Here is a 20,893-nt window from a genome sequence, read left to right as displayed (position 1 = left end):
TACGTACAGAATTTGTGCATTCTTGCGCCTTTCGATGATAATGCGCATCTAGCCTCTGTGCAACAAAACCAGGAGCTTCTCCCATGCGTGCAGTCGCCTACAAGCAACCCCAGCCCATTTCCGCAGAAACATCCCTGATCGATATCGATCTGCCGACACCCGAGGCCAAGGGTCACGATCTGCTCGTCGAAGTGAAGGCCGTCTCCGTCAATCCGGTCGATGTCAAAATCCGCGCCAACGTCGCGCCGGCCGAAGGTGAGTACAAGATCATCGGCTGGGACGCGTCCGGCATCGTCAGGGCTGTCGGTCCCGACGTCACCATGTTCAAGCCAGGTGACGAAGTCTTCTATGCCGGCGCCATCAATCGCGGTGGTTCGAATGTCGAATTCCACCTGGTCGACGAGCGCATCGTGGGCGCCAAGCCGAAAAGCCTCGATTTTCCGGCGGCGGCGGCACTGCCGCTGACCTCGATCACGGCTTACGAAACGCTGTTCGATCGCCTGAAGGTACAAGATCCCGTTCCCGGCGTCGCGAATGCAATCCTCATCATCGGCGGCGCCGGCGGCGTCGGGTCGATCGCCATCCAGATCGCGCGCGCGCTCACCGATCTCACCATCATCGCAACGGCATCCCGACCTGAAACGCAGGCTTGGGTCAAGGAGCTGGGCGCGCATCACGTGATCGACCATTCGAAGCCGCTTGCGCCGCAGATCGAAGCGCTTGGCATCGGCGCGCCGGCCTTCGTCTTCTCGACCACCAACACGACGGACCACATCACGTCGATCGTCGAAGCGATTGCGCCGCAGGGCCGGTTCGCCTTGATCGACGACCCGAAGACGCTCGACGTCGTGCCCTTCAAGCGCAAGGCCGTGTCGATCCACTGGGAACTGATGTTCACCCGTCCGCTCTTCAACACGGCCGACATGATCGAGCAGCACAAGCTGCTGACGAAGGTCGCCGAACTGGTCGATGCCGGCAAGATGCGCTCGACGCTGACGGAGACCGCGGGCACGATCAATGCCGCCAATCTGAAGAAGGCGCATGCCCTCGTCGAGACCGGCAAAATGAAGGGCAAGGTCGTTCTGGCAGGCTTCTGAACGGCCAAAATCCAGGGCAAATCAGGCCGGGCGCTCGTCGTCCGGCCACGCTATTTTAACGCATTCGCAACGCCACCTGTTGCGCCGCACAAAATTTCAAGCACCCAAGCAAATTTTTCTTTCGACATGGGGCTTTAAACCGTTTCCACCTCTTGACTTTTTATGCCTTCGGCGCGACTTCTGCCCCAGATGGAGAGCAGCGCTTTTCCATGCCGATTAACCGGAGCCATCTTTAGATGCCTAGCGACAGTAGTAGTCGATTGCCTTTGCCGTCAGTAGCATTCGTGCGCTAACCGACTCCTGTCGGCTCGCCACGATCCGCTACGACGGCGGATCGACGGAAAGGCGAGCTATAATGAACATCAACAGCTTTCCCGCGCGGGCCGGCAATGCCGCTCGTGCATTCATCAACAACAACCGTGGCGTCACCATCGCCGAACGCGTCGAGTCACTGAATGTGCTCGATGTGGCCGAGGCTGGACGCATCCTCGCCAAGATGCCGGAAGAACGCGCCGTGCGCATTCTCGACCGGCCGGAGCTGCGCAACGCAGCCGCCATTCTCGAAGTCATGGGCAATGCGGACGCCTCGCGGCTGCTGCACGGCATGTCCAACGACCGCGTTGCCGACGTGCTGCTCGAGATGGATATCGACACCCGCGCCCGCCTCTTCGCCACGTTCGACGAGCATGCCCGGGTGGCAATCCAGGGCCTGATGGGCTACCCGCCGCGCACGGCCGGCGGCATCATGACGACGGAGTTTGTGAGCGTGCTCGCAAGCTGGACCGTTGCACAGACGCTCGACCATGTTCGCCAGGTCGAACGCTCCCGCGAAACCGTTTACGCCATCTATGTGCTCGACGACGAAACGCATGTGCTGCTGCATGTCGTGACGCTGCGCCGTCTCATCACCGGTGAGCCCGATGCCTGTATTCTCACGGTGGCCCAGAAGGGCACGCCGGTGACGGCGCCGCCGCTGATGAAGCAGGAAGACGTCGCCCGCCTGATCCGCCGCCACGACCTGCTGGCGCTTCCGGTTGTCGACGACAAGGGCCATATGCTGGGGATCGTCACCGTCGACGACGTCATCGATACGATGATTGCCGATACAACCGAAGACGCCCAGAAGTTCGGTGGTATGGAAGCCCTTGGGCAGCCTTACATGAAGATCAGCTTTGCCGGCATGATCCGCAAGCGCGCCGGCTGGCTCGCTGCCCTCTTCCTTGGCGAAATGCTGACGGCAAGCGCCATGCAGCATTTCGAGGGTGAGCTGGAAAAGGCCGTCGTGTTGACCCTGTTCATCCCGTTGATCATGAGCTCGGGCGGCAATTCCGGCTCGCAGGCGACCTCGCTGATCATCCGGGCGCTGGCGCTCGGCGAACTGAAGCTTTCGGACTGGTGGCGCGTCGCGATCCGCGAACTGCCCACAGGCATCGTGCTTGGCGCCATCCTCGGCCTCGTCGGCTTCGCCCGCATCGTGCTCTGGCAGACCATCGGTCTCTTCGATTACGGCCCGCACTGGCAGCTTGTCGCCCTTACGGTCTTTGCGGCCCTGATCGGCATCGTGACCTTCGGTTCGCTTGCCGGCTCGATGCTGCCCTTCGTTCTGCAGAAGCTGCGGCTCGATCCCGCCAGTGCATCGGCGCCCTTCGTCGCCACGCTGGTCGATGTCACCGGCCTGGTGATCTACTTCTCGGTCGCCCTAATGATCCTTAGTGGAACGATGCTCTGAGGATAATCAAATTCTCATCGCGAAGGGGCCGGCAACGGCCCCTTTTCATTTTCACTCCGGCTGCCTCATTCAGGCTCTGGCAATTTCAGCGCACCATTGGTCTTGATCGTGCGGATCGCGAAATTCGAGCGCAGATCAACCACGCCGGGAAGCACCAGAAGCCTTTCCGACAGTACCTTCTCATAGGCGGCAAGATCCGCCACCACCACTTCGGCCAGAAAATCCGCCGTTCCTGAAATCAGATGGCAGGCGACGACTTCCGGAATGGCAAGCAATGCTGCCTGCTGCATTTCGGAGTTCTCTTTCGAGTGATGGCCGACCTTAAGCTCCACAAAAACGGTCAGGCCCAGGCCTGCTTCCTTACGGTCGATATCGGCGCGATAGCCGCGCAGCAGCCCGGATTTTTCCAGATTGCGAATGCGCCTTAGACATGGAGATGGCGAGAGGTTCACACGCTCGGCGATTTCGACATTCGTGGCCCGCGCATCCTCCTGAAGGCAGTTGAGGATGGCAATATCGAATTTATCCAGTTTTGGCATATCTGAGAAACTCAATCATCCATATTGGCAGATTATTGCTCATATCATGTTTCCAGAGCCATAACTAGCAAGGACATGCCTCGGCCTTCGGCGCTATCTTCTTCCTATCGAAAGACAAACCGGATCGTTGGAAAGGATATGTCGATGACCGCCTTGACCCTCCCCACCCGCAAAATCAGCCCCACAGCGATCGGCTATGCCGGCGCGATCATCACCGTTCTCATCTGGGCAAACTGGATTCTCGCCACGCGCCACACGGCGGAGACCCAGATGAGCACGATCGACCTCGGTCTCATCCGTTACGGCGTGCCGGCGCTGGTGCTGGCGCCCGTCTGGTGGCGGACCGGCCTGCTGCCGAAGGGCGTGCCACTGAAGCTGCTGGCGCTGATGGTCTGTGGTTCCGGCGCCCTGTTCTTCCAGCTGACCACCTTCGCCATTCAATTCACCCCGGCCTCGGCAGCCGGCATCCTGCTCGGCGGCTCCATGCCGCTGGCAGCTGCGGTGATCGGCGTGACGCTGTTTCGCGAACGGCTCGATATGACCCGTTGGCTTGGCCTCGGTGGCATCGTCGCCGGCGTCGTCATCCTTCTGGCACGCAGCCTTTACGGCGTACAGATCTCCTGGGAAGGCTTCACGCTGCTGCCGCTCGCAGCCCTGCTCTGGGCCTCTTACACCCATGCCTTCCGCCGCTCCGGCCTCAGCGCCCTGCAATCGAGCGCCATCATCGCCGTCTGGTCCTTCCTCATCCATGTCGGACTGGCCTTCGTCTTCGGCAGCTCGCTCGCCTCGGTTCCGCTGCCGGAAATCGGCCTCCAGGTCGTCAGCCAGGGCCTGCTCTCCGGCCTTGCCGCCACCCTTGCCTATGGCCTCGCAGTCCAGGCTCTCGGCGGCACGCAGGCAGCAGCCTTCACCGCCATCACGCCTGTCCTCGCCACCATCGGCGGCGGCTTCTTGCTTGGTGAGGAAATCGGCGTGGCCGGGATCGCAGCCGCCATCGTGACCGGTATCGGCGTCGCCCTTTCGACCGGCCTATTCGCCCGGAAGATTACTCAGCATTAATTCCCGCAATTAAGTCGCGAATGCCATCAACCTTGCGTATATCTCTTGCCGCAGCTCTCCGCTAATGGCGATTATCGCAAAAGTCACTACTTGCGACTGAGTAAATATCAGACGCAAAAATTCTGACAAAAGTCGGGATTTTGGAAAAAGTTGCAGGCCGACACAGGCGGTATATTATCGACTCGCAGCCATAGGGGAAATTCAAGGAGGATGGCATGCCTTTCGCAAGGATCGTCGTCACTTTGATAGCCGTCTTTTGCTCGGCGACAGGTGCTTTTGTCGACGATGGGAAAGACGCATATTTGCGTGGCGACTACCAGAGAGCCGTGGATGATTGGCGCGCTTTAGCTGCCAACGATAATGCGCAAGCGGAATTTGGTCTTGGTTTTCTCTATGCGAATGGCTATGGCGTGACCCAAAACTATGAGGCGGCAGCCGCTTGGTATCTGAAAGCAGCGAAACAAGGCGAAACTAGCGCGCAGCACAATCTCGCATTACTCTATGAGCACGGCTATGGCGTGCCGCAAAACTATGAGACGGCAGCCGCTTGGTACCAGAAAGCTGCGGAGCAAGGCGACGCCAGTGCACAGGACAATCTCGGCTTACTATATCTATTAGGCCATGGCGTTTCACAGAATGATGCGATGGCAGCGACGTGGTTTTCCAAATCTGCCGTCCAAGGTATTTCTGACGCCCAAAATAATCTTGGTGTTATGTATCTTTGGGCGCGGGGCGTGAACCAAGACGATGTGCAGGCCGTCATTTGGTTTCGAAGAGCGGCACAGCAGGGGGATCCAAGAGCTCAGAGTAATCTCGGAGAAATGTACGAGTTTGGTCGCGGCACAGCTCAAGATTATGCCCAAGCCATCTTTTGGTACCGCAAATCTGCCAAACAGGGCAACGCTGGCGCAGAAAACAATATAGGTCACATGCTTGAAGTTGGCCTTGGTATACCGCGAGACATGGAGGAAGCCGTTACTTGGTATCGAAAGGCGGAAGAGCACGGCGATCCCTCTGCAAAGCTCAATTTACAGAGATTATTTCCTGTAAAGAAAGCGTGATTTTACAAGGGTTTTCTGCGGCGGCGTTTGCTATCGCTTGTGTTGATTCCCAGGTTTGACATCATGGCGCTTCGGATTGGCTATCTGCCCGCACCCCGGGATACAGGTTAGAATCGAAGCACCATCGCCACGCGTCTGGCCGGATCGGCACCGTGGGCAAACTCATTCTCCAGGATCTGCGTAAGAACAGCCGGCCTTTCCTCGTCATCCAGGATGCGAAATCCCACCGATGCATAGAATGGCGCGTTGAAGGCCGCATGCCGGTCCGTCGTCAAGGTAACCCCGACGGCGCCCTGGGTTCTGGCGGCTGCAATCGCAGCTTCCATCAGCCGGCGTCCGACGCCGCGCTTTTGCCAGCGCCTGACGACATCGATCTCGGCAATGTGGACGGAGCCGTCCTTTCGAATGCCGGCCAGAAAGCCGAACGGTTGATCTTCGATATCGACGGCAACGAACAGCAATTGCTCCGCGAGAGATTGTTTCAGCACCTCGAGGGGCAGAGAGGCGGGTTCGCAATCCACAGCCCCAGCCTCATGCAGAGCCCAGAAAGCATCGATCTCGATCGCTGCCAGCAAATGCAACTCATCCGGCCGTGCCTGACGGATCGTGTAGGCGTCTTGCTCGATCTCCGTCATTCCATCTCACATATTGGGATAGACCGGCCCCTCGCCGCCCTGCGGCGGCACCCAGTTGATGTTCTGGTTGGGGTCCTTGATGTCGCAGGTCTTGCAGTGGACGCAGTTCTGCGCGTTGATGACATAGGTCTCCTTGCCATCCTTCTCCACCCATTCATAGACACCGGCCGGACAGTAGCGCGTCGACGGGCCGGCAAAGACGTCGTGCTCCGACGATACCTGCAGCGCCATGTCTCTGACCTTGAGATGCACCGGCTGGTCTTCCTCGTGATTGGTGTTCGACAGGAACACCGAGGACAGGCGGTCGAAGGTGAGCACGCCATCCGGCTTCGGATAATCGATCTTCTGATGTTGCGCGGCAGGCTCCAGCGACTGCGCATCCGTCTTGCCGTGTTTCAGCGTGCCGAAGAAGGAGAAGCCGAGCAACTGGTTGGTCCACATGTCGAGGCCACCGAGTGCGACGCCGATCGCCGTGCCGAACTTCGACCACAGCGGCTTGACGTTTCTGACCCGCTTCAGGTCCTTGCCGATATCCGTCTGGCGCCATTCGTTCTCGATCTCGATCACTTCGTCATTGCCGCGGCCGGCCGCAATCGCCTCGGCGATCCTGTCGGCCGCCAGCATGCCCGACAGCACCGCATTGTGGCTGCCCTTGATACGGGGAACATTGACGAGGCCGGCCGAGCAACCGATGAGCGCGCCGCCGGGGAAGGTCAGCTTCGGCACCGACTGGTATCCGCCCTCGGTGATGGCGCGCGCACCATAGGAAATGCGCTTGCCGCCCTCGAAGGTGCCGCGGATCGCCGGATGCGTCTTGAAGCGCTGGAATTCCTCGAAGGGATAGAGATAGGGGTTCTTGTAGTTCAGGTGCACGACGAAACCGACGGCGACCAGATTGTCCTCCAGATGATAGAGGAACGAGCCGCCACCCGTCTTCATGCCGAGCGGCCAGCCGAAGGAGTGCTGCACGAGACCCTTCTTATGGTTCTCGGGCTTCACCTGCCAGAGTTCCTTGATGCCGATGCCGAACTTCGGCACATCGCTGTCCCGCGACAGATCGAACTTGGCGATCAGCTGCTTGGCAAGCGAGCCGCGCACGCCCTCGCCGATCAGCACGTATTTGCCGAGCAGTGCCATGCCGCGCGTATAGTTCGGGCCTGGTTCGCCGTTCTTCTCGATGCCCATGTCGCCGGTGGCCACACCGATGACGGCGCCTTCGTCATTATAGAGCACTTCCGTCGCCGCAAAGCCGGGATAGATCTCGACGCCGAGCGCTTCCGCCTTTTCGGCCAGCCACCGACAGACATTGCCGAGCGAGACGATATAATTGCCGTGATTGTTCATCAGCGGCGGCATCAGGAAGTTCGGCAGGCGGATGGAGCCGGCGGGGCCGAGGAGCAGGAAGTGATCCGAGGTCACCTTGGTCTTGAAGGGATGGCCCTCCTCCTCGCGCCAGTCGGGCAGCAACCGGTCGATGCCGATCGGATCGACGACGGCGCCGGACAGGATATGCGCGCCGACCTCGGCACCCTTTTCGAGCACGACCACAGTCAGATCCCCGTTGATCTGCTTCAGTCGGATTGCCGCTGACAAGCCAGCCGGACCGCCCCCGACAATCACAACGTCGAATTCCATGCTTTCGCGTTCCGGAAGATCCATCGCGTCTGTCATTCACTCTCTCCGATTGACCAGGCGCTCGATGATGTCGGAGCGCGGCCTGTCCCCCTTTGGGCGTCTTCCCCATTTCGACTATTCTCTTGTCAAAATGGAAAGGGATTGTCGAGCCGGGAAGCGACAGGCAATCCCCCAATTCACCCAGCGCGACAATCAAGCTAAATTACTCTTACGTCAACGTCAATATTCTGATGGCGTTTGCGACCTTCTGCCCCGGTGCGACTTTCAAAGACAGCCGTGGGCACTCTATAGGTAGGGCTTGGGAATTCGGATAGCGGGAAGGATTATCGAGATGGATCTTCGTATCGAGGGAAAACGCGCGCTGGTGCTCGCCTCTTCCAAGGGCCTCGGGCATGGCATCGCCGTGGCGCTAGCGCGCGAAGGCGTAAACGTGCTGCTCTGCGGCCGTAGCGGCGAAAGGCTCGAGGGCAATTGCAAGGCCATCAATGCCGAGAGCAAAGGTCGCGCCGACTGGATCTGGGCCGATCTCAACGACGAGAATTTCGTCCAGGTTGTTAGCGACGCGGTGACCGCAAAACTTGGGGGTATCGACATCCTCGTCAACAACAGCGGCGGCCCGACGCCGGGGACGACCGAAGATATGACCGCCGATCGGCTGGAGACCTATTTCATTTCCATGGTGTCGCGGATCATTACCCTCACCAACGCGCTCCTGCCGAGCATGAAGGCACAGGGTTGGGGACGGATCCTCACCATTGCCTCCTCCGGCGTCATCGAGCCGATTGCCGGTCTGGCGCTATCCAATACGCTGCGTCCGGCGCTGGCCGGCTGGAGCAAGACGTTGGCGAGCGAAGTCGCTGCTCATGGGATCACAGTGAACATGCTGCTGCCGGGCAGCATCGCGACCGACCGGCTAGCCGAGCTTGACACGGCTGCAGCCAAGCGCGGCGGCAAAAGCCTCGAAGACGTCAGTGCCGAGCGTCAGCAACGCATACCCGCAGGCCGTTACGGCCGTGTCGAGGAGTTCGCGGCAACGGCAGCTTTTCTTTGCAGCGGGCCGGCAAGTTATGTGACCGGAACGATGGTTCGCTGTGACGGAGGCGCTGCCCGTTCACTTTGAAGGCACCATGGGCCGTTGGAAAACCGGCCCTCTGTAAACGGGGGCCGACAACACGATTGCGTGAGCATAGACCGAGACTGCTATGAGGCTTGCGAACGTGCTTTGCACTATAAACGATGCAAAGAACCACGAAGCCATCCATTTATTACATAACGGCAATCAAAAAATAGCCATTTGATCATTTGTTGCACCGCAAAAGCCTTAGCAACTCGAAAGCTTTCCAAGCTTTAATTTTTCGTGCCGTCGAACTGTGGTAGATTGCGCTGGATGAGCGTTCATGAATTCGCGTTATAGGGACAGAATAACCGAACGTTAGCGGTAACGGCGATGTGATGGATTGTGGCGCAACTCGTCTTTGTTGTGCGACGCAATAAATACACTTCGGCGGGACCGCGCTTTTTTCAACTCGCTTCGACCGGTTCTTTAATATGAAAAAAATCTGGCTTCCCCTCGGCCTCCTTTTCATTGCTGCCCTTGCAGCCTGGGGCTATCGCGACCGCATTCCTTTCCTTTCCTCATTTGTTGAGCCGGCCTCTGCAGAAACCAAAGATGCGAGCAAGGCGGCACCGGCAGGCGGCAAAAAGCAAGCCAGCCTGACCTCCACCGTCAAGACGGCTGCCGTCACCAAGAGGCTCCTGCCGAATGACATCACGGCGACTGGCTCGGCCGTTGCACAGAATGCAACGACCATTGCCGCGCAGGAATCCGGTATCGTTACGTCGATCGAAGCCACGGACGGAGCGATGGTCAAGGCTGGCGATCTGATCGCAAAGCTCGACGCGCGGACCGCACAGGCCGCCGTCGACAAGGATCAAGCCACTATAGCCAAGGATCAGGCGACGCTCGTGGCGGCAGAATCAGCCCTCACGCGAGCGAAGAGCCTGCTCGCCAATGCCGGGACGCAGCAGACGGTCGATCAGGCCGTCGCAGCACGCGATACGGCCGCGGCAGACGTCAACGCCGACAAGGCGCAGCTCGCATCCGACCAGGTTCTGCTTGAGAACACCCAAATCCGGGCGCCTTATGACGGTCGCCTTGGCAATATCGTTCCGAGCCCCGGCGCCTATCTCACCCCCGGCTCTGCCGTCGTGACCATTACCCAATACAATCCGATCTACGTCCAATTCCACATGCAGCAAAATCAGTTGCGGGAATTGGAGGAAGCCTTGAAGGCCGGCGTCGTGCCGGTCAGCACCGTTCCACAGTCGAGCAAGGGCAAGGCCCGCCAGGGTGCAGTCAGCTTCTTCGACAACACGGTAGATCCCACCTCCGGCACCATCATCGTCAAGGCGAAGTTCGAAAATGCCAATGGCGCAATCTGGCCCGGCCGGGCGGTCAACGTCGTGGTTCACCTCAACGACAGCGAGCCGGTGATCGTCGCTCCGACCGTGGCGATCAGCCCCGGCCCGGACGGCTTCTTTGCCTATGTCGTCAAGGACAACAAAGTTCATATGACGCCGGTCACCGTAGAGCGCGAGAATGGCGGCTTCACAGCGGTAGCCAAGGGTCTTTCGGAGGGTGATCACGTCGTCGTCGAAGGCCAGGTACAGCTGATCGACGGCCAGAATGTCGTCGAGCAATTCTCCGACGAAAAGTCTGAGAACGTGGCGGCTGCGGATGGTCAGACGAACCAGAAAAGCGAAACGATTTCAGTTGGAGCGCAGCAATGATACCCAGGTTCTGTATCGAGCGGCCTGTTGCGACCACGCTTCTGGCTTTGGGTGTCGTTCTGGCCGGCCTGGCGGGCTATCAGCTCGTGCCGGTCGCCGCCGTACCCCAGGTCGATTTTCCGACCATCAACGTTTCGGCACAGTTGACCGGCGCCTCGCCGCAGACGATGGCAACCTCGGTTTCCACACCGCTGATCAAGCAGTTCGAAACCATCCCCGGCATCAGCGAAATCTCTTCGACGAGCTCGCTCGGCAATACGAGCATCGTCCTTCAGTTCGATCTTAGCCGCAGTATCGATGCCGCCGCCGGTGATGTGCAGGCCGCGATCTCGAATGCAAATCGCCAGCTGCCTAACAACCTGACGACGCCACCCGGCTACAAAAAGACGAACCCGGCCGACGCTCCGATCATGCTGCTTGCCGTGCAGAGCGATACGATGCCGCGCAGCAAGCTCGACGAAATCGCCGAAGACATCATCTCTCCTTCGCTATCGACCATCTCAGGCGTCGCGGAAGTCACGGTGTACGGCGCGCAAACCTACGCCGTGCGGGTCGAAGTCGATCCGGACAAGCTGCAGGCCCTCGGTATCGGCATCGACACCGTCAACAGCGCAATCGTCAATGCCAACAGTCAGGTTCCGGTCGGCACTCTGCAAAACAACAAGCAGAGCATGACGCTCAACGCCAATACGCAGAATACCAATGCCGCACAATTCAAGTCTCTGGTCATCGCCAATCCGAACGGCGCGCCGATCCACCTGAGTGATGTCGCCAACGTCCAGGACAGCGTGCAAAATACCAATGCGGGCTCTTGGTACGATGGCAAGCAGGCGATCATTCTGGCGATCCAGCGTCAGCCGGACGCCAATACCGTCGAAGTCGTCGATGCGATCAACAAGAAGCTGCCGCAACTGCATGCGGAAATTCCCGCATCGGTGACGACGAGCGTCATGAACGACTCGGCCCAGCCGATCCGTGACGCCATCTCCGACGTGAAGTTCACGCTGCTGCTGACCATCGGCCTGGTTGTTCTCGTCATCTATCTGTTTACCGGCCACGTAACGGCAACGATCATCCCCGGCCTTGCCGTGCCGCTTTCGCTGATTTCGACCTTCGGCATGATGTATGTGCTGGGCTACAGTGTCGATAACATATCACTGCTAGGACTGACACTCGCGGTCGGGCTTGTGGTGGACGATGCGATCGTCATGCTGGAAAACATATTGCGGCATGTCGAAGAAGGCATGCCGGTGCTGCAGGCGGCGATCAAGGGATCGGCCGAAGTCAGCTATACCATCATCTCCATGTCCATCTCGCTGATCGCGGTGTTTATCCCTATCCTGCTGATGGGCGGCGTTGTCGGTCGTATCTTCAACGAATTCGGCATGGTCGTCGCCATTGCCATCGTCGCGTCCGCCATCGTTTCCCTTACTGTGACGCCGATGCTCAGCTCGCGCCTGTCAGCCGGCCATGGGCAGCCGCCCTATCCGGTGCGCGTGTTCAACCGCGGGTTTGACGCAGTCCAGCGCGGATACGACACGGGTGTTGCCTGGTGCCTGCGCAATCGCGGCATCGTTCTGCTCAGCTTCCTCGGCTCGGTGGGGCTTTCGCTCTATTTGTTCATGGTGCTGCCGGCGAGTTTCTTCCCGACTGAGGACATCGGCCGCCTGCAGATTTCCACGCAGGCGCGTCAGGATATATCCTATCCGGCCATGCGAGACCTGCAGAACCAGGCGGCCGCGCTTGTCAAACAGAACCCGGCCGTCGGCCACGTCATGTCGATCGTTGGCGGCAGCACCCGGCAGCCGCTGAACAACGGCACAATGTTCGTTCAGTTGAAGCCCAAGGATCAACGTGAGCCGCTGGACAAGACGCTGCGTGAACTCCGCGCCAGCATCGCGTCGGTCCCCGGCTTGCGGGCGTACATCACGCCGCAGCAGAGCCTGCGCTTCGGCGGCCGCCAGACTGCCAGCCAGTATCAGTTGGTCATACAGGCGCTGAGTGCCGACCAGACCAATCTTTGGGCAAACAAGATGCTGGAGCAGATGCGCCGCGATCCGCGCTTCACGGACGTTGCATCGGACGAGCAGAACAACGCCCTGCAAGCCAACATCGTCATCGACACCGAAAAAGCGGCGCTCTACGGCATCAACAACAGCCAGCTACGCACGACGCTGGAGGAAGCGTTCGGCGGCTTCAACGCCGCGCAGATTCAAACCACCGGCGACAGCTATGACGTCATGGTCGAATTCGACACCAGCACGCCATGGGATGACCGGCGGCTGGAGGATATCCACATCTCTTCGGCAAGCGGTGCGCTAGTGCCCTTGTCGGACTTCGCTCATGTCCAGCGCACCACCGGGCCTGTCACCATCAACCAGACGGGGCAGCTTGTTTCGACCACCGTTTCCTTCAATCTGCCGGCTGGCGAAGCGCTTGGCGACGCCACGGCCCGGATCGATCAGATCAAGAAGGACATCAACATGCCGGCGGACATCTTCACGTCCTACGGCGGCACCGCCCAGATCTTCCAGCAATCGCAGGGCAGCACGCCGTATCTGATCCTGGCTGCCGTGTTGACGATCTACGTGGTGCTTGGCGTTCTCTATGAAAGCTTCATCCATCCGCTGACCATTCTGTCCGGTCTGCCGGCCGCGGCCCTCGGCGCACTGCTTGCGCTCAAGGTCTTCGGCTTCGACCTGTCGATCATCGCCCTCATCGGCTTGCTGATGCTGATCGGTATCGTCAAGAAGAACGCGATCATGATGATCGACGTGGCACTGGAGACGCTTCGATCCGGTAGCGGCGTCTCACCGGCGGAAGCGATCCACGAAGCCTGTGTTCGCCGTTTCCGGCCGATCATGATGACGACCTTCTGCGCCCTGCTTGGTGCACTGCCGATCGCGGTCGGTGGTGGAGCCAGCTCGGAACTGCGCCAGCCGCTCGGCATCGCGGTTGTCGGTGGTCTGGTCGTCTCGCAGCTTCTGACGCTGTTCATCACGCCGGTTATCTTCCTCGAGATGAACCGTCTGAACGACTTCCTGGGCCGCCTTGGCAAGCGCAAGGACAAGGACCCGCATCACAAAGAGCCGCCGACGGCGATTGCCGCCGAGTGACAGGAACGGGCGCCGAGAGGCGCCCGTTTCGTTTGACACGACCAGAATTGCAGACGGGCCGAATAAAACCATCGCCAAGTCTTGCACTTGCTGTCCAGCCATGGCATGAGGCGCGCTCTTTGCGACAAGGGCGCGTCTCGCGCCTCACAGGGGCTTTGCCCCAATCCAGAAAATTTCGACGGAAAGGAGTGCGGGCATGGCTCGGGCGCTTGGTTTCGACTTTGGCACGACGAACACGGTTCTGGCGATGGCCGATGGACCCGACACGCGATCGGTCGCCTTCAACAGTGCAGCAGGCACGACCGATAGCATGCGCACAGCGCTCTCCTTTATGAAGGATCCGGGGCTGGGTGCCGCGGCGCTGAAGGTCGAGGCCGGACATGCGGCCATCCGGCAGTTCATCGACAATCCCGGCGACTGTCGCTTTCTGCAGTCGATCAAAACCTTTGCGGCCAGCGCGCTTTTCCAGGGCACGCTGATTTACGCCAAGCGCCATCGTTTCGAAGATCTGATGGAGATCTTCGTTCGGCGGCTGCGCTCCTATGCCGAAGACGGCTGGCCAACCGACGTCTCGCGCATCGTAGCCGGTCGGCCAGTGCATTTTGCCGGCGCCAATCCAGACCCGGCGCTCGCCACCGAGCGCTACAACGAGGCCCTCTCCCGTTTCGGCTTTCCCGAAATCCACTATGTCTACGAGCCGGTGGCGGCAGCTTTCTACTTTGCCCAGCATCTGAAAAAGGATGCGACGGTACTGGTTGCCGACTTCGGCGGCGGCACGACCGACTATTCGCTCATCCGCTTCGAGACCCATGCCGGAAAGCTCACCGCCAACCCGATCGGCCATTCCGGTGTCGGCATCGCCGGCGATCATTTCGACTTCCGGATGATCGACAACATCGTCTCGCCGGCAATCGGCAAGGGCAGCTACTTCCGGAGCTTCGACAAGCTTCTGGAGATGCCGAGCTCCTATTACGCCAACTTCGGCCGCTGGAACCAGCTTTCGATCTTCAAGACCTCGCGTGAATATGCCGACCTGAAGACGCTGGTGCGCAGCAGCCTCGAGCCCGAAAAGCTGGAGACCTTCATCGAGCTCGTCGAGCATGATGAGGGCTATCCGCTCTACCAGGCCGTATCGGCAACGAAGATGGCGCTTTCTTCTCAGGAAGAAGCCGAATTCAACTTCCCGCCACTCGGCAAGGCCGGTCGCAGACAGGTTCGCCGTGCCGATTTCGAAAGCTGGATCGCAGAAGATCTCGCCCGAATCGAAGGGGCGCTGGATGATGTGCTGACAACCACCAACACACCGCCCGAAGCGATCGACAAGGTGTTCCTGACCGGCGGTACGTCCTTCGTGCCGGCGGTCAGGCGCATCTTCACCGAACGCTTCGGCCAGGAACGCATCGAGACGGGTGGCGAACTACTGTCGATCGCGCACGGTCTCGCCCTGATCGGCGAACGTGAAGATATCGCCCAGTGGACGGCGTGAGATAGCAAGCGCCCCTGCCCTTTCGCTCGCGCGCCGCTTTGGCTAGAGTTGCCCCATGATTTCCGCCAGCGACCTCACACCGGCCGAACTTGCCGCCCTTCTGCATTTTCATGCGGATGCCGGTGTCGATTGGCTGCTGGAAGAACAGTCGGTCGATCGCTTTGCCGAGTTCGAGGCGATGCGGGCCGCACGACAAGGCGCAAGGGCCACACAGCCCCGCGTCGAAGCGCAACCGCCTGCCGCAAAGGCACAGCCGGATCGCCGTCAGGTCGCAAAGCCGGCTACTTCGCCGCCACCTCCCGCTGCGCCGCGCAATGCGCCGGCAATCCCCGACGAACAGGCTGTGGAACAGGCCCGATTCGCCGCGGAAAGTGCGCGGTCACTCGGCGAGCTGAAGACTGCGCTCGAAGCCTTCAGCAGCTGCAATCTCAAGAACAGCGCCCGTTCGACGATCTTTGCAAGCGGCACGGCGGAAGGCCGGGTCATGGTGATCGGCCCCATGCCAAGTGCCGATGACGATCGGGAGGGCGCGCCATTTGCCGGTCGTACTGGACTGTTGCTCGACAAGATGCTGGCCGCGATCGGCCTGCAGCGAGACAATATCCTGTTGACCAACGTCATTCCATGGCGTCCGCCTGGCAACCGTGCACCTTCTGCGCCGGAAATCGAGATATGCCGCCCGTTCATAGAGCGACAGATCGCGCTTGCCGAACCGAAAGCCTTGCTATTGCTTGGAAACTTCACCGCGCGCCACTTTTTCGGAAGCGCCGAAACCATTCACGGTCTGCGCGGACAATGGCGCGATATCGACATTCTCGGCCGAACGATACCGGCGATTGCCAGCCTTCATCCCCAGGAATTGCTTACCGCGCCCATCAACAAGCGGCTGGCATGGAATGATCTGCTGGCCTTCAAGAATCATATCGACGCCGAAATATTAGGCTGATTTTCGCTTACATTAACGAAAAATGACATCAGTCATGCGTGAAGCGCATGTCAGTTCTTCGGTGTTGTGCATTGCAAACTCAATGTTGCACTGCAATATATAGCAGTGTCTTGGGAGGAATCTCTAAAGGAACCAAGGCAATGACTGCACGTTTTCGCCCTATTCACTGCGGGTTTGATACCCTGCGCCGCGCCATCGATCCCGTGCGCGCCATAAACGGACATCGCAACCTCGGCATCGCTGCCAATGAGCAGATGACTGCGCGAGGAACAGGCGTTTCGGCCCGCATCGGCCGTCCAGCCGCCATTTTCGCCGATTTCCGCGCCTGCTGATTAACAGGCGCGAAAGTCGCGTCTGCACGGCACATCACTTTGTTTTCCAGGAATTGCATCATGTCTTCGGGTTTGCGTTCGCTTATCACTCTTTTCGATTCGGTCGGCCATATCGGCTCCGCTGTGCGGGCAGCCGAGGAATTCGAGCGAGCGCGCGGCCTTCGCAAGGACGATTGCCGAGACGCAAGCCCCGCACGGGTAGCAGCGACCGGTATTCCCCTCTAGGAAATCCATTGGACGGGATCAGCAAGCCCACGACCATGTCCTGCTCTGAAGGCAAGGCCTGAACAGCGCCGGGACGACGCTGATATCTCCAATCGCATCATTGCTTCGGATCGTTGCCCGCCGTGACGGACAGAGCCCAGGCAAAAGCTTCGTCGACCGCCGCCAGCTTTACCGCCTGCCATCCGCAATATTGATCCAGGAAATTGCGCGATATCCACATTCGCGTCTTCTTGGCCTCGTCGTGCCAGCCAATGTCGCCACGATCGGCCGATTTGCGCAAAAGACGCTGCAAATGGGTGCGCGATATCATGAAATGTGCCGCAAGGGCGCGCGCATCGACGCGCCCGATATCGATTCGATCCGCGTTTTCGTTCGTCAAATCCATTTGCGATATGATGTAGTCGACGACCAGACCGCCTGCCTCCGTCCAGAGAAACAGGCCTATGCATTCCGGCGGTTCGCGCCAGACTTCCGTCTCCAGACAATGACGCGCCATGCGCGGCTGCGCCAAATCCAGCAACGCCGGAGACGAGGCAAGCGCTGCGGCCCGGCCACCATCATCCAGCAGATCGAGCGCCGCCAAATTGGATAGATACCACCCGAACATCGCCGTGTGACTAATTTCGGCCGGCACATAACGCCGCGGACGCCTGGTGTGGCCGGGAGCGAGCATGATGAAACGATAGTTGAGCAATTCGTCGACGAAGCTCAACACGGTATTGCGGCTGGCAACGCGATGATGCGTAATGAGATCACGAAGACCAACGACGGTCAGTCCGGAGCCAGGCAGGGCCGGGTTGTATTCAAGATGAAGCGCATAGGCCGTCTGGGTAAGGAGCCAGCGCTGATGCGAAGCCAGTACACGCGCGATCCTCGGGCCATGGTCATAGCGATTTCGCAACGCCTCCGCAAGAAAGCGGAGCGCCACGAGGAACTTGGGATGGCGAGCAAGCTGCTCGATGGAAAAGCTCAATCGGGCCTCCTTGGGGTGCCCATTTCAATTATCAACAAAGGGAGGATGTTTCATTTTTGTGAACGAATTCACTGGAATCGATCATAATTCCAACATCTAATAGCATGCTATAGTTATGCAGAGGCCCTTTTATCGCAAGAGGTTAAACAAATAATTTACTCTAAGTAACTGCCCTCTAGCCGAATATGATGTTTCCAGAAGACAGCACAGCAACGATAGGCCGTCAATTCCCACGGCAACAACCGCGTTAGCACCCGTAAAAACAGATGGGAAATGCAAACGAGCCGACTGGATATACATCCGAAAGTGGTGCCTGCCCTGATAAGAAAACTGGCTCACCAAGCGAATACTTACTGTGCCACGGCAAAACATTATGGAGTGATGATATGACTTTAACTTTGGTTCAGATTTCGATGTAATGATGCGCCGACCTTCAACCCGAGGCAGCGCTTCGGATTGCACCCGAACAGCATAAGCCTTGATCAGGATTGACCATGCGAACAGACACCGGCCAGATCATTTCTCTGGCAGACTATCGTCCCACCGACTTCGTTCTGGAACGCGTGGACCTTACCTTCGATCTGCATCCGACCGAGACCAAGGTGGAGGCGCGGCTGATCTTTCACCGCCGCGAGGGCACTGATCCAAAAGCGCCGCTGGTGCTCGATGGGGATGAACTCGTCCTTTCCGGCTTGCTCATCGATCAGGACGAAGTCCCGGCCGACCGATACGAAGCCTCACCCGACAGCCTGACCATTCGCGGTCTGCCGGAAAGCAATCCCTTCGAACTGACGATCACCACGGTGATCAATCCGGAGGCCAACACGCAGTTGATGGGCCTCTACCGCACCGGTGGGGTCTATTGCACACAGTGCGAGGCCGAAGGCTTTCGCCGCATCACCTATTTCCCCGACCGGCCGGATGTTCTCGCGCCCTATACGGTCAACATCATCGCCGATAAGGCGGCAAACCCGCTGCTGCTGTCGAACGGCAATTTCCTCGGCGGCGCCGGCTATGGCGAAGGCAAGCATTTCGCCGCATGGTTCGATCCGCATCCAAAGCCGAGCTACCTCTTCGCGCTCGTCGCCGGTGATCTCGGTGTCGTCGAGGATACGTTCACGACCATGTCCGGCCGCGAAGTGGCCTTGAAGATCTATGTCGAGCACGGCAAGGAGCCACGCGCGACCTACGCCATGGATGCGCTGAAGCGCTCGATGAGGTGGGACGAAGAGCGGTTCGGCCGCGAATACGATCTCGACATCTTCATGATCGTCGCCGTGTCGGACTTCAATATGGGGGCGATGGAGAACAAGGGTCTCAACGTCTTCAACGACAAGTACGTGCTGGCCGATCCGGAAACCGCAACCGATACCGACTACGCCAATATCGAGCGGATCATCGCGCATGAATATTTCCACAACTGGACGGGCAACCGCATCACCTGCCGCGATTGGTTCCAGCTCTGCCTCAAGGAAGGCCTGACGGTCTATCGCGACCACGAATTTTCCGCCGACCAGCGCTCGCGCCCGGTCACGCGCATCGCCGAGGTTCGGCATCTGAAGTCGGAGCAGTTTCCGGAAGATAGCGGCCCCCTCGCCCATCCGGTACGCCCGACGACCTATCGCGAGATCAACAATTTCTATACGACGACGGTCTACGAGAAGGGCAGCGAAGTCACCAGCATGATCGCCACCCTGCTCGGCCGCGATCTGTTCAAGAAGGGCATGGATCTCTATTTCGATCGCCACGACGGACAGGCTGTCACCATCGAAGATTTCGTCAGATGTTTCGAGGATGCCAGCCACCGCGATCTCACGCAGTTTTCGCTTTGGTATCACCAGGCCGGCACGCCTCTAGTGACTGCCTCGGGCGACTATGATGCTGCCGCCAAGACCTTCACGCTGGCGCTGGAACAAATGCAGCCGGCGACGCCGGGCCAGACTGCCAAGAAGCCGCTGCATATTCCGCTGCGCCTGGCGCTGATTGCCGAAAGCGGCGCTGCGATCGTCCCGACCTCCGTGACCGGCGCCGAGCTGGCCGGTGACGTGCTGCATCTCACAGAAAAAGCGCAGACGGTGGTCTTCCACGGCATCCCGTCGCGGCCGGTCCTGTCGCTTAACCGCAGCTTCTCGACGCCGATAAATCTGCAGTTCAATCAAAGCGCTCGGGATCTGGCACTAATCGCTCGCTACGAGACCGACCATTTCGCTCGCTGGCAGGCTCTGATCGACCTTGGGCTGCCCAATCTGCTGCAGGCGGCTCGCGACGCGCGCCAGGGTGATGCCGTCACCTGCGATTCCGCCTTCATCGATGCGCTGCTAGCAGCAGCGAATGACGACAGCCTTGAGCCGGCCTTCCGGGCTCAGGCGCTGGCCTTGCCGAGCGAAGCCGACATTGGTCGCGAGCTTGGCGGCGATAACGATCCGGATGCCATCCATACCGCCCGTCAGGCGATCCTCAAGCAGGTTGCCGAGACTGGCAAGGATATCTTTACAGCGCTCTATGAGGGCATGCAGACATCAGGCCCATTCAGCCCGGATGCCGCAAGCGCCGGGCGCCGGGCGCTGCGCAATACCGCGCTCACCTATCTGTCGCTGCTGGACGATACGCCTGCCCGCGCAAAGGCGGCTTACGATTCGGCAAACAACATGACCGATCTCAGCGCCGCGCTGACCATTCTCGCGCATCGCTTTCCCGAGACGGCGGAGACGGCGGCGGCGCTGGAGCATTTCCGCAACCGCTTCTCCGAAAATCCCTTGGTCATCGACAAGTGGTTCGCCATCCAGGCCGGCATCCCCGGCCCGGGCGCACTAGGCCGCATCCGTCAGCTCATGGACCTGCCGCTGTTCAAGCGCACCAATCCGAACCGCATGCGCGCCGTGCTCGGCACATTCGTCTTCGCCAACCCCACAGGCTTTGGCCGCGCGGATGGTGCCGGCTACAGTCTTCTTGCCGATGAAATCCTTGATATCGACCAGCGTAATCCGCAGCTTGCCGCACGCATCCTGACCTCCATGCGCTCCTGGCGCCTGCTGGAACCGGTGCGCGCCGACCATGCCCGCTCCGCCCTGCTGCGAATCGAGCGTGCCGGCAACCTTTCGACTGACGTCCGCGACATTGTGGAGCGCATTCTGAAAGAGTGATTCCGATCCGTCTGGCCGTCGCCAACGACGACTGATTTGCAGCGTCTTTTTCAGCCTCAGCGAGTCTCGTATGCGCGCGGCTTACCGCTGCGTGTGCAAAAAATGCTGAAATCCCATATGGTTAAGA

16 protein-coding genes are annotated in these 20,893 nt (G+C 59.5%); 12 read left to right on the top strand and 4 right to left on the bottom strand.

The features are described from left to right. Window positions 1-83: 83 nt before the first annotated feature. The gene (locus ACQZ6F_RS14385) at window positions 84-1,097 is read left to right on the top strand and encodes a zinc-binding alcohol dehydrogenase family protein (RefSeq protein WP_449093562.1); all 1,014 of its coding nucleotides are present in this window, start codon (window positions 84-86) and stop codon (window positions 1,095-1,097) included. 355 nt (window positions 1,098-1,452) lie between these two features. Beyond that, on the top strand, window positions 1,453-2,826 hold the full coding sequence (mgtE, locus tag ACQZ6F_RS14380; protein WP_077469938.1) for a magnesium transporter: 1,374 nt from the start codon (window positions 1,453-1,455) through the stop codon (window positions 2,824-2,826). Window positions 2,827-2,891: 65 nt separating this feature from the next. Here the strand turns inward: mgtE and ACQZ6F_RS14375 are convergent, their stop codons facing one another. Beyond that, window positions 2,892-3,365, bottom strand: coding sequence for an Lrp/AsnC family transcriptional regulator (locus ACQZ6F_RS14375; protein WP_449093563.1), 474 nt, complete (start codon window positions 3,363-3,365; stop codon window positions 2,892-2,894). Between the two features lie 144 nt (window positions 3,366-3,509). Here ACQZ6F_RS14375 and ACQZ6F_RS14370 point away from each other — a divergent pair, with 144 nt between their 5' ends. Both ACQZ6F_RS14370 and ACQZ6F_RS14365 read left to right on the top strand, forming a co-directional pair. Then, on the top strand, window positions 3,510-4,424 hold the full coding sequence (locus ACQZ6F_RS14370; RefSeq protein WP_449093564.1) for a DMT family transporter: 915 nt from the start codon (window positions 3,510-3,512) through the stop codon (window positions 4,422-4,424). Window positions 4,425-4,639: 215 nt separating this feature from the next. After that, on the top strand, window positions 4,640-5,485 hold the full coding sequence (locus tag ACQZ6F_RS14365) for a tetratricopeptide repeat protein (protein ID WP_449093565.1): 846 nt from the start codon (window positions 4,640-4,642) through the stop codon (window positions 5,483-5,485). A 107-nt stretch (window positions 5,486-5,592) separates the two neighbouring features. Here the strand turns inward: ACQZ6F_RS14365 and ACQZ6F_RS14360 are convergent, their stop codons facing one another. Together ACQZ6F_RS14360 and ACQZ6F_RS14355 are read right to left on the bottom strand one after the other, a co-directional pair. Next, window positions 5,593-6,120 (bottom strand): GNAT family N-acetyltransferase, encoded by a 528-nt coding sequence (locus ACQZ6F_RS14360; protein ID WP_449093566.1) that lies wholly within the window; start codon window positions 6,118-6,120, stop codon window positions 5,593-5,595. Window positions 6,121-6,126: 6 nt separating this feature from the next. Beyond that, a complete protein-coding gene (locus ACQZ6F_RS14355) occupies window positions 6,127-7,791 on the bottom strand; it encodes an electron transfer flavoprotein-ubiquinone oxidoreductase (protein WP_449093567.1) in 1,665 nt (554 codons plus the stop codon). Window positions 7,792-8,086: 295 nt separating this feature from the next. Between ACQZ6F_RS14355 and ACQZ6F_RS14350 the strand changes: the two genes are divergently transcribed. The 7 genes from ACQZ6F_RS14350 to ACQZ6F_RS14320 all read left to right on the top strand — a co-directional run bounded on the left by ACQZ6F_RS14350 (window position 8,087) and on the right by ACQZ6F_RS14320 (window position 16,650). Then, window positions 8,087-8,875, top strand: a complete 789-nt coding sequence (locus tag ACQZ6F_RS14350; protein WP_449093568.1) for an SDR family oxidoreductase — start codon at window positions 8,087-8,089, stop codon at window positions 8,873-8,875. Between the two features lie 428 nt (window positions 8,876-9,303). Next, a complete protein-coding gene (locus ACQZ6F_RS14345) occupies window positions 9,304-10,545 on the top strand; it encodes an efflux RND transporter periplasmic adaptor subunit (RefSeq protein WP_449093569.1) in 1,242 nt (413 codons plus the stop codon). Then, entirely contained in the window at window positions 10,542-13,661 is a 3,120-nt protein-coding gene (locus ACQZ6F_RS14340) for an efflux RND transporter permease subunit (RefSeq protein WP_449093570.1), read from the top strand. The genes ACQZ6F_RS14345 and ACQZ6F_RS14340 overlap by 4 nt, the downstream gene beginning before the upstream one ends. A 196-nt stretch (window positions 13,662-13,857) precedes the next feature. Next, a complete protein-coding gene (locus ACQZ6F_RS14335; protein WP_449093571.1) occupies window positions 13,858-15,147 on the top strand; it encodes an Hsp70 family protein in 1,290 nt (429 codons plus the stop codon). Between the two features lie 55 nt (window positions 15,148-15,202). Continuing rightward, window positions 15,203-16,093, top strand: coding sequence for a uracil-DNA glycosylase (locus tag ACQZ6F_RS14330; RefSeq protein WP_449093572.1), 891 nt, complete (start codon window positions 15,203-15,205; stop codon window positions 16,091-16,093). A gap of 140 nt (window positions 16,094-16,233) precedes the next feature. Further along, the gene (locus tag ACQZ6F_RS14325; protein ID WP_077472615.1) at window positions 16,234-16,425 is read left to right on the top strand and encodes a hypothetical protein; all 192 of its coding nucleotides are present in this window, start codon (window positions 16,234-16,236) and stop codon (window positions 16,423-16,425) included. Between the two features lie 60 nt (window positions 16,426-16,485). Further along, complete coding sequence (locus ACQZ6F_RS14320) at window positions 16,486-16,650, top strand: hypothetical protein (protein WP_449093573.1); 165 nt, start codon at window positions 16,486-16,488, stop codon at window positions 16,648-16,650. A gap of 97 nt (window positions 16,651-16,747) precedes the next feature. Here ACQZ6F_RS14320 and ACQZ6F_RS14315 read toward each other — a convergent pair whose 3' ends face one another. Further along, window positions 16,748-17,623: a hypothetical protein gene (locus ACQZ6F_RS14315; protein ID WP_077472616.1), complete on the bottom strand. Its 876-nt coding sequence runs from the start codon at window positions 17,621-17,623 to the stop codon at window positions 16,748-16,750. A gap of 494 nt (window positions 17,624-18,117) precedes the next feature. Between ACQZ6F_RS14315 and pepN the strand changes: the two genes are divergently transcribed. Continuing rightward, window positions 18,118-20,766, top strand: coding sequence for an aminopeptidase N (gene pepN / locus ACQZ6F_RS14310; protein ID WP_449093574.1), 2,649 nt, complete (start codon window positions 18,118-18,120; stop codon window positions 20,764-20,766). Window positions 20,767-20,893 lie beyond the last annotated feature (127 nt).

It is taken from the genome of Rhizobium sp. A22-96, from assembly GCF_053521805.1.
The sequence above is the reverse complement of the archived record's forward strand: the minus strand, read 5'-3'. Positions and strand labels throughout refer to the sequence as shown.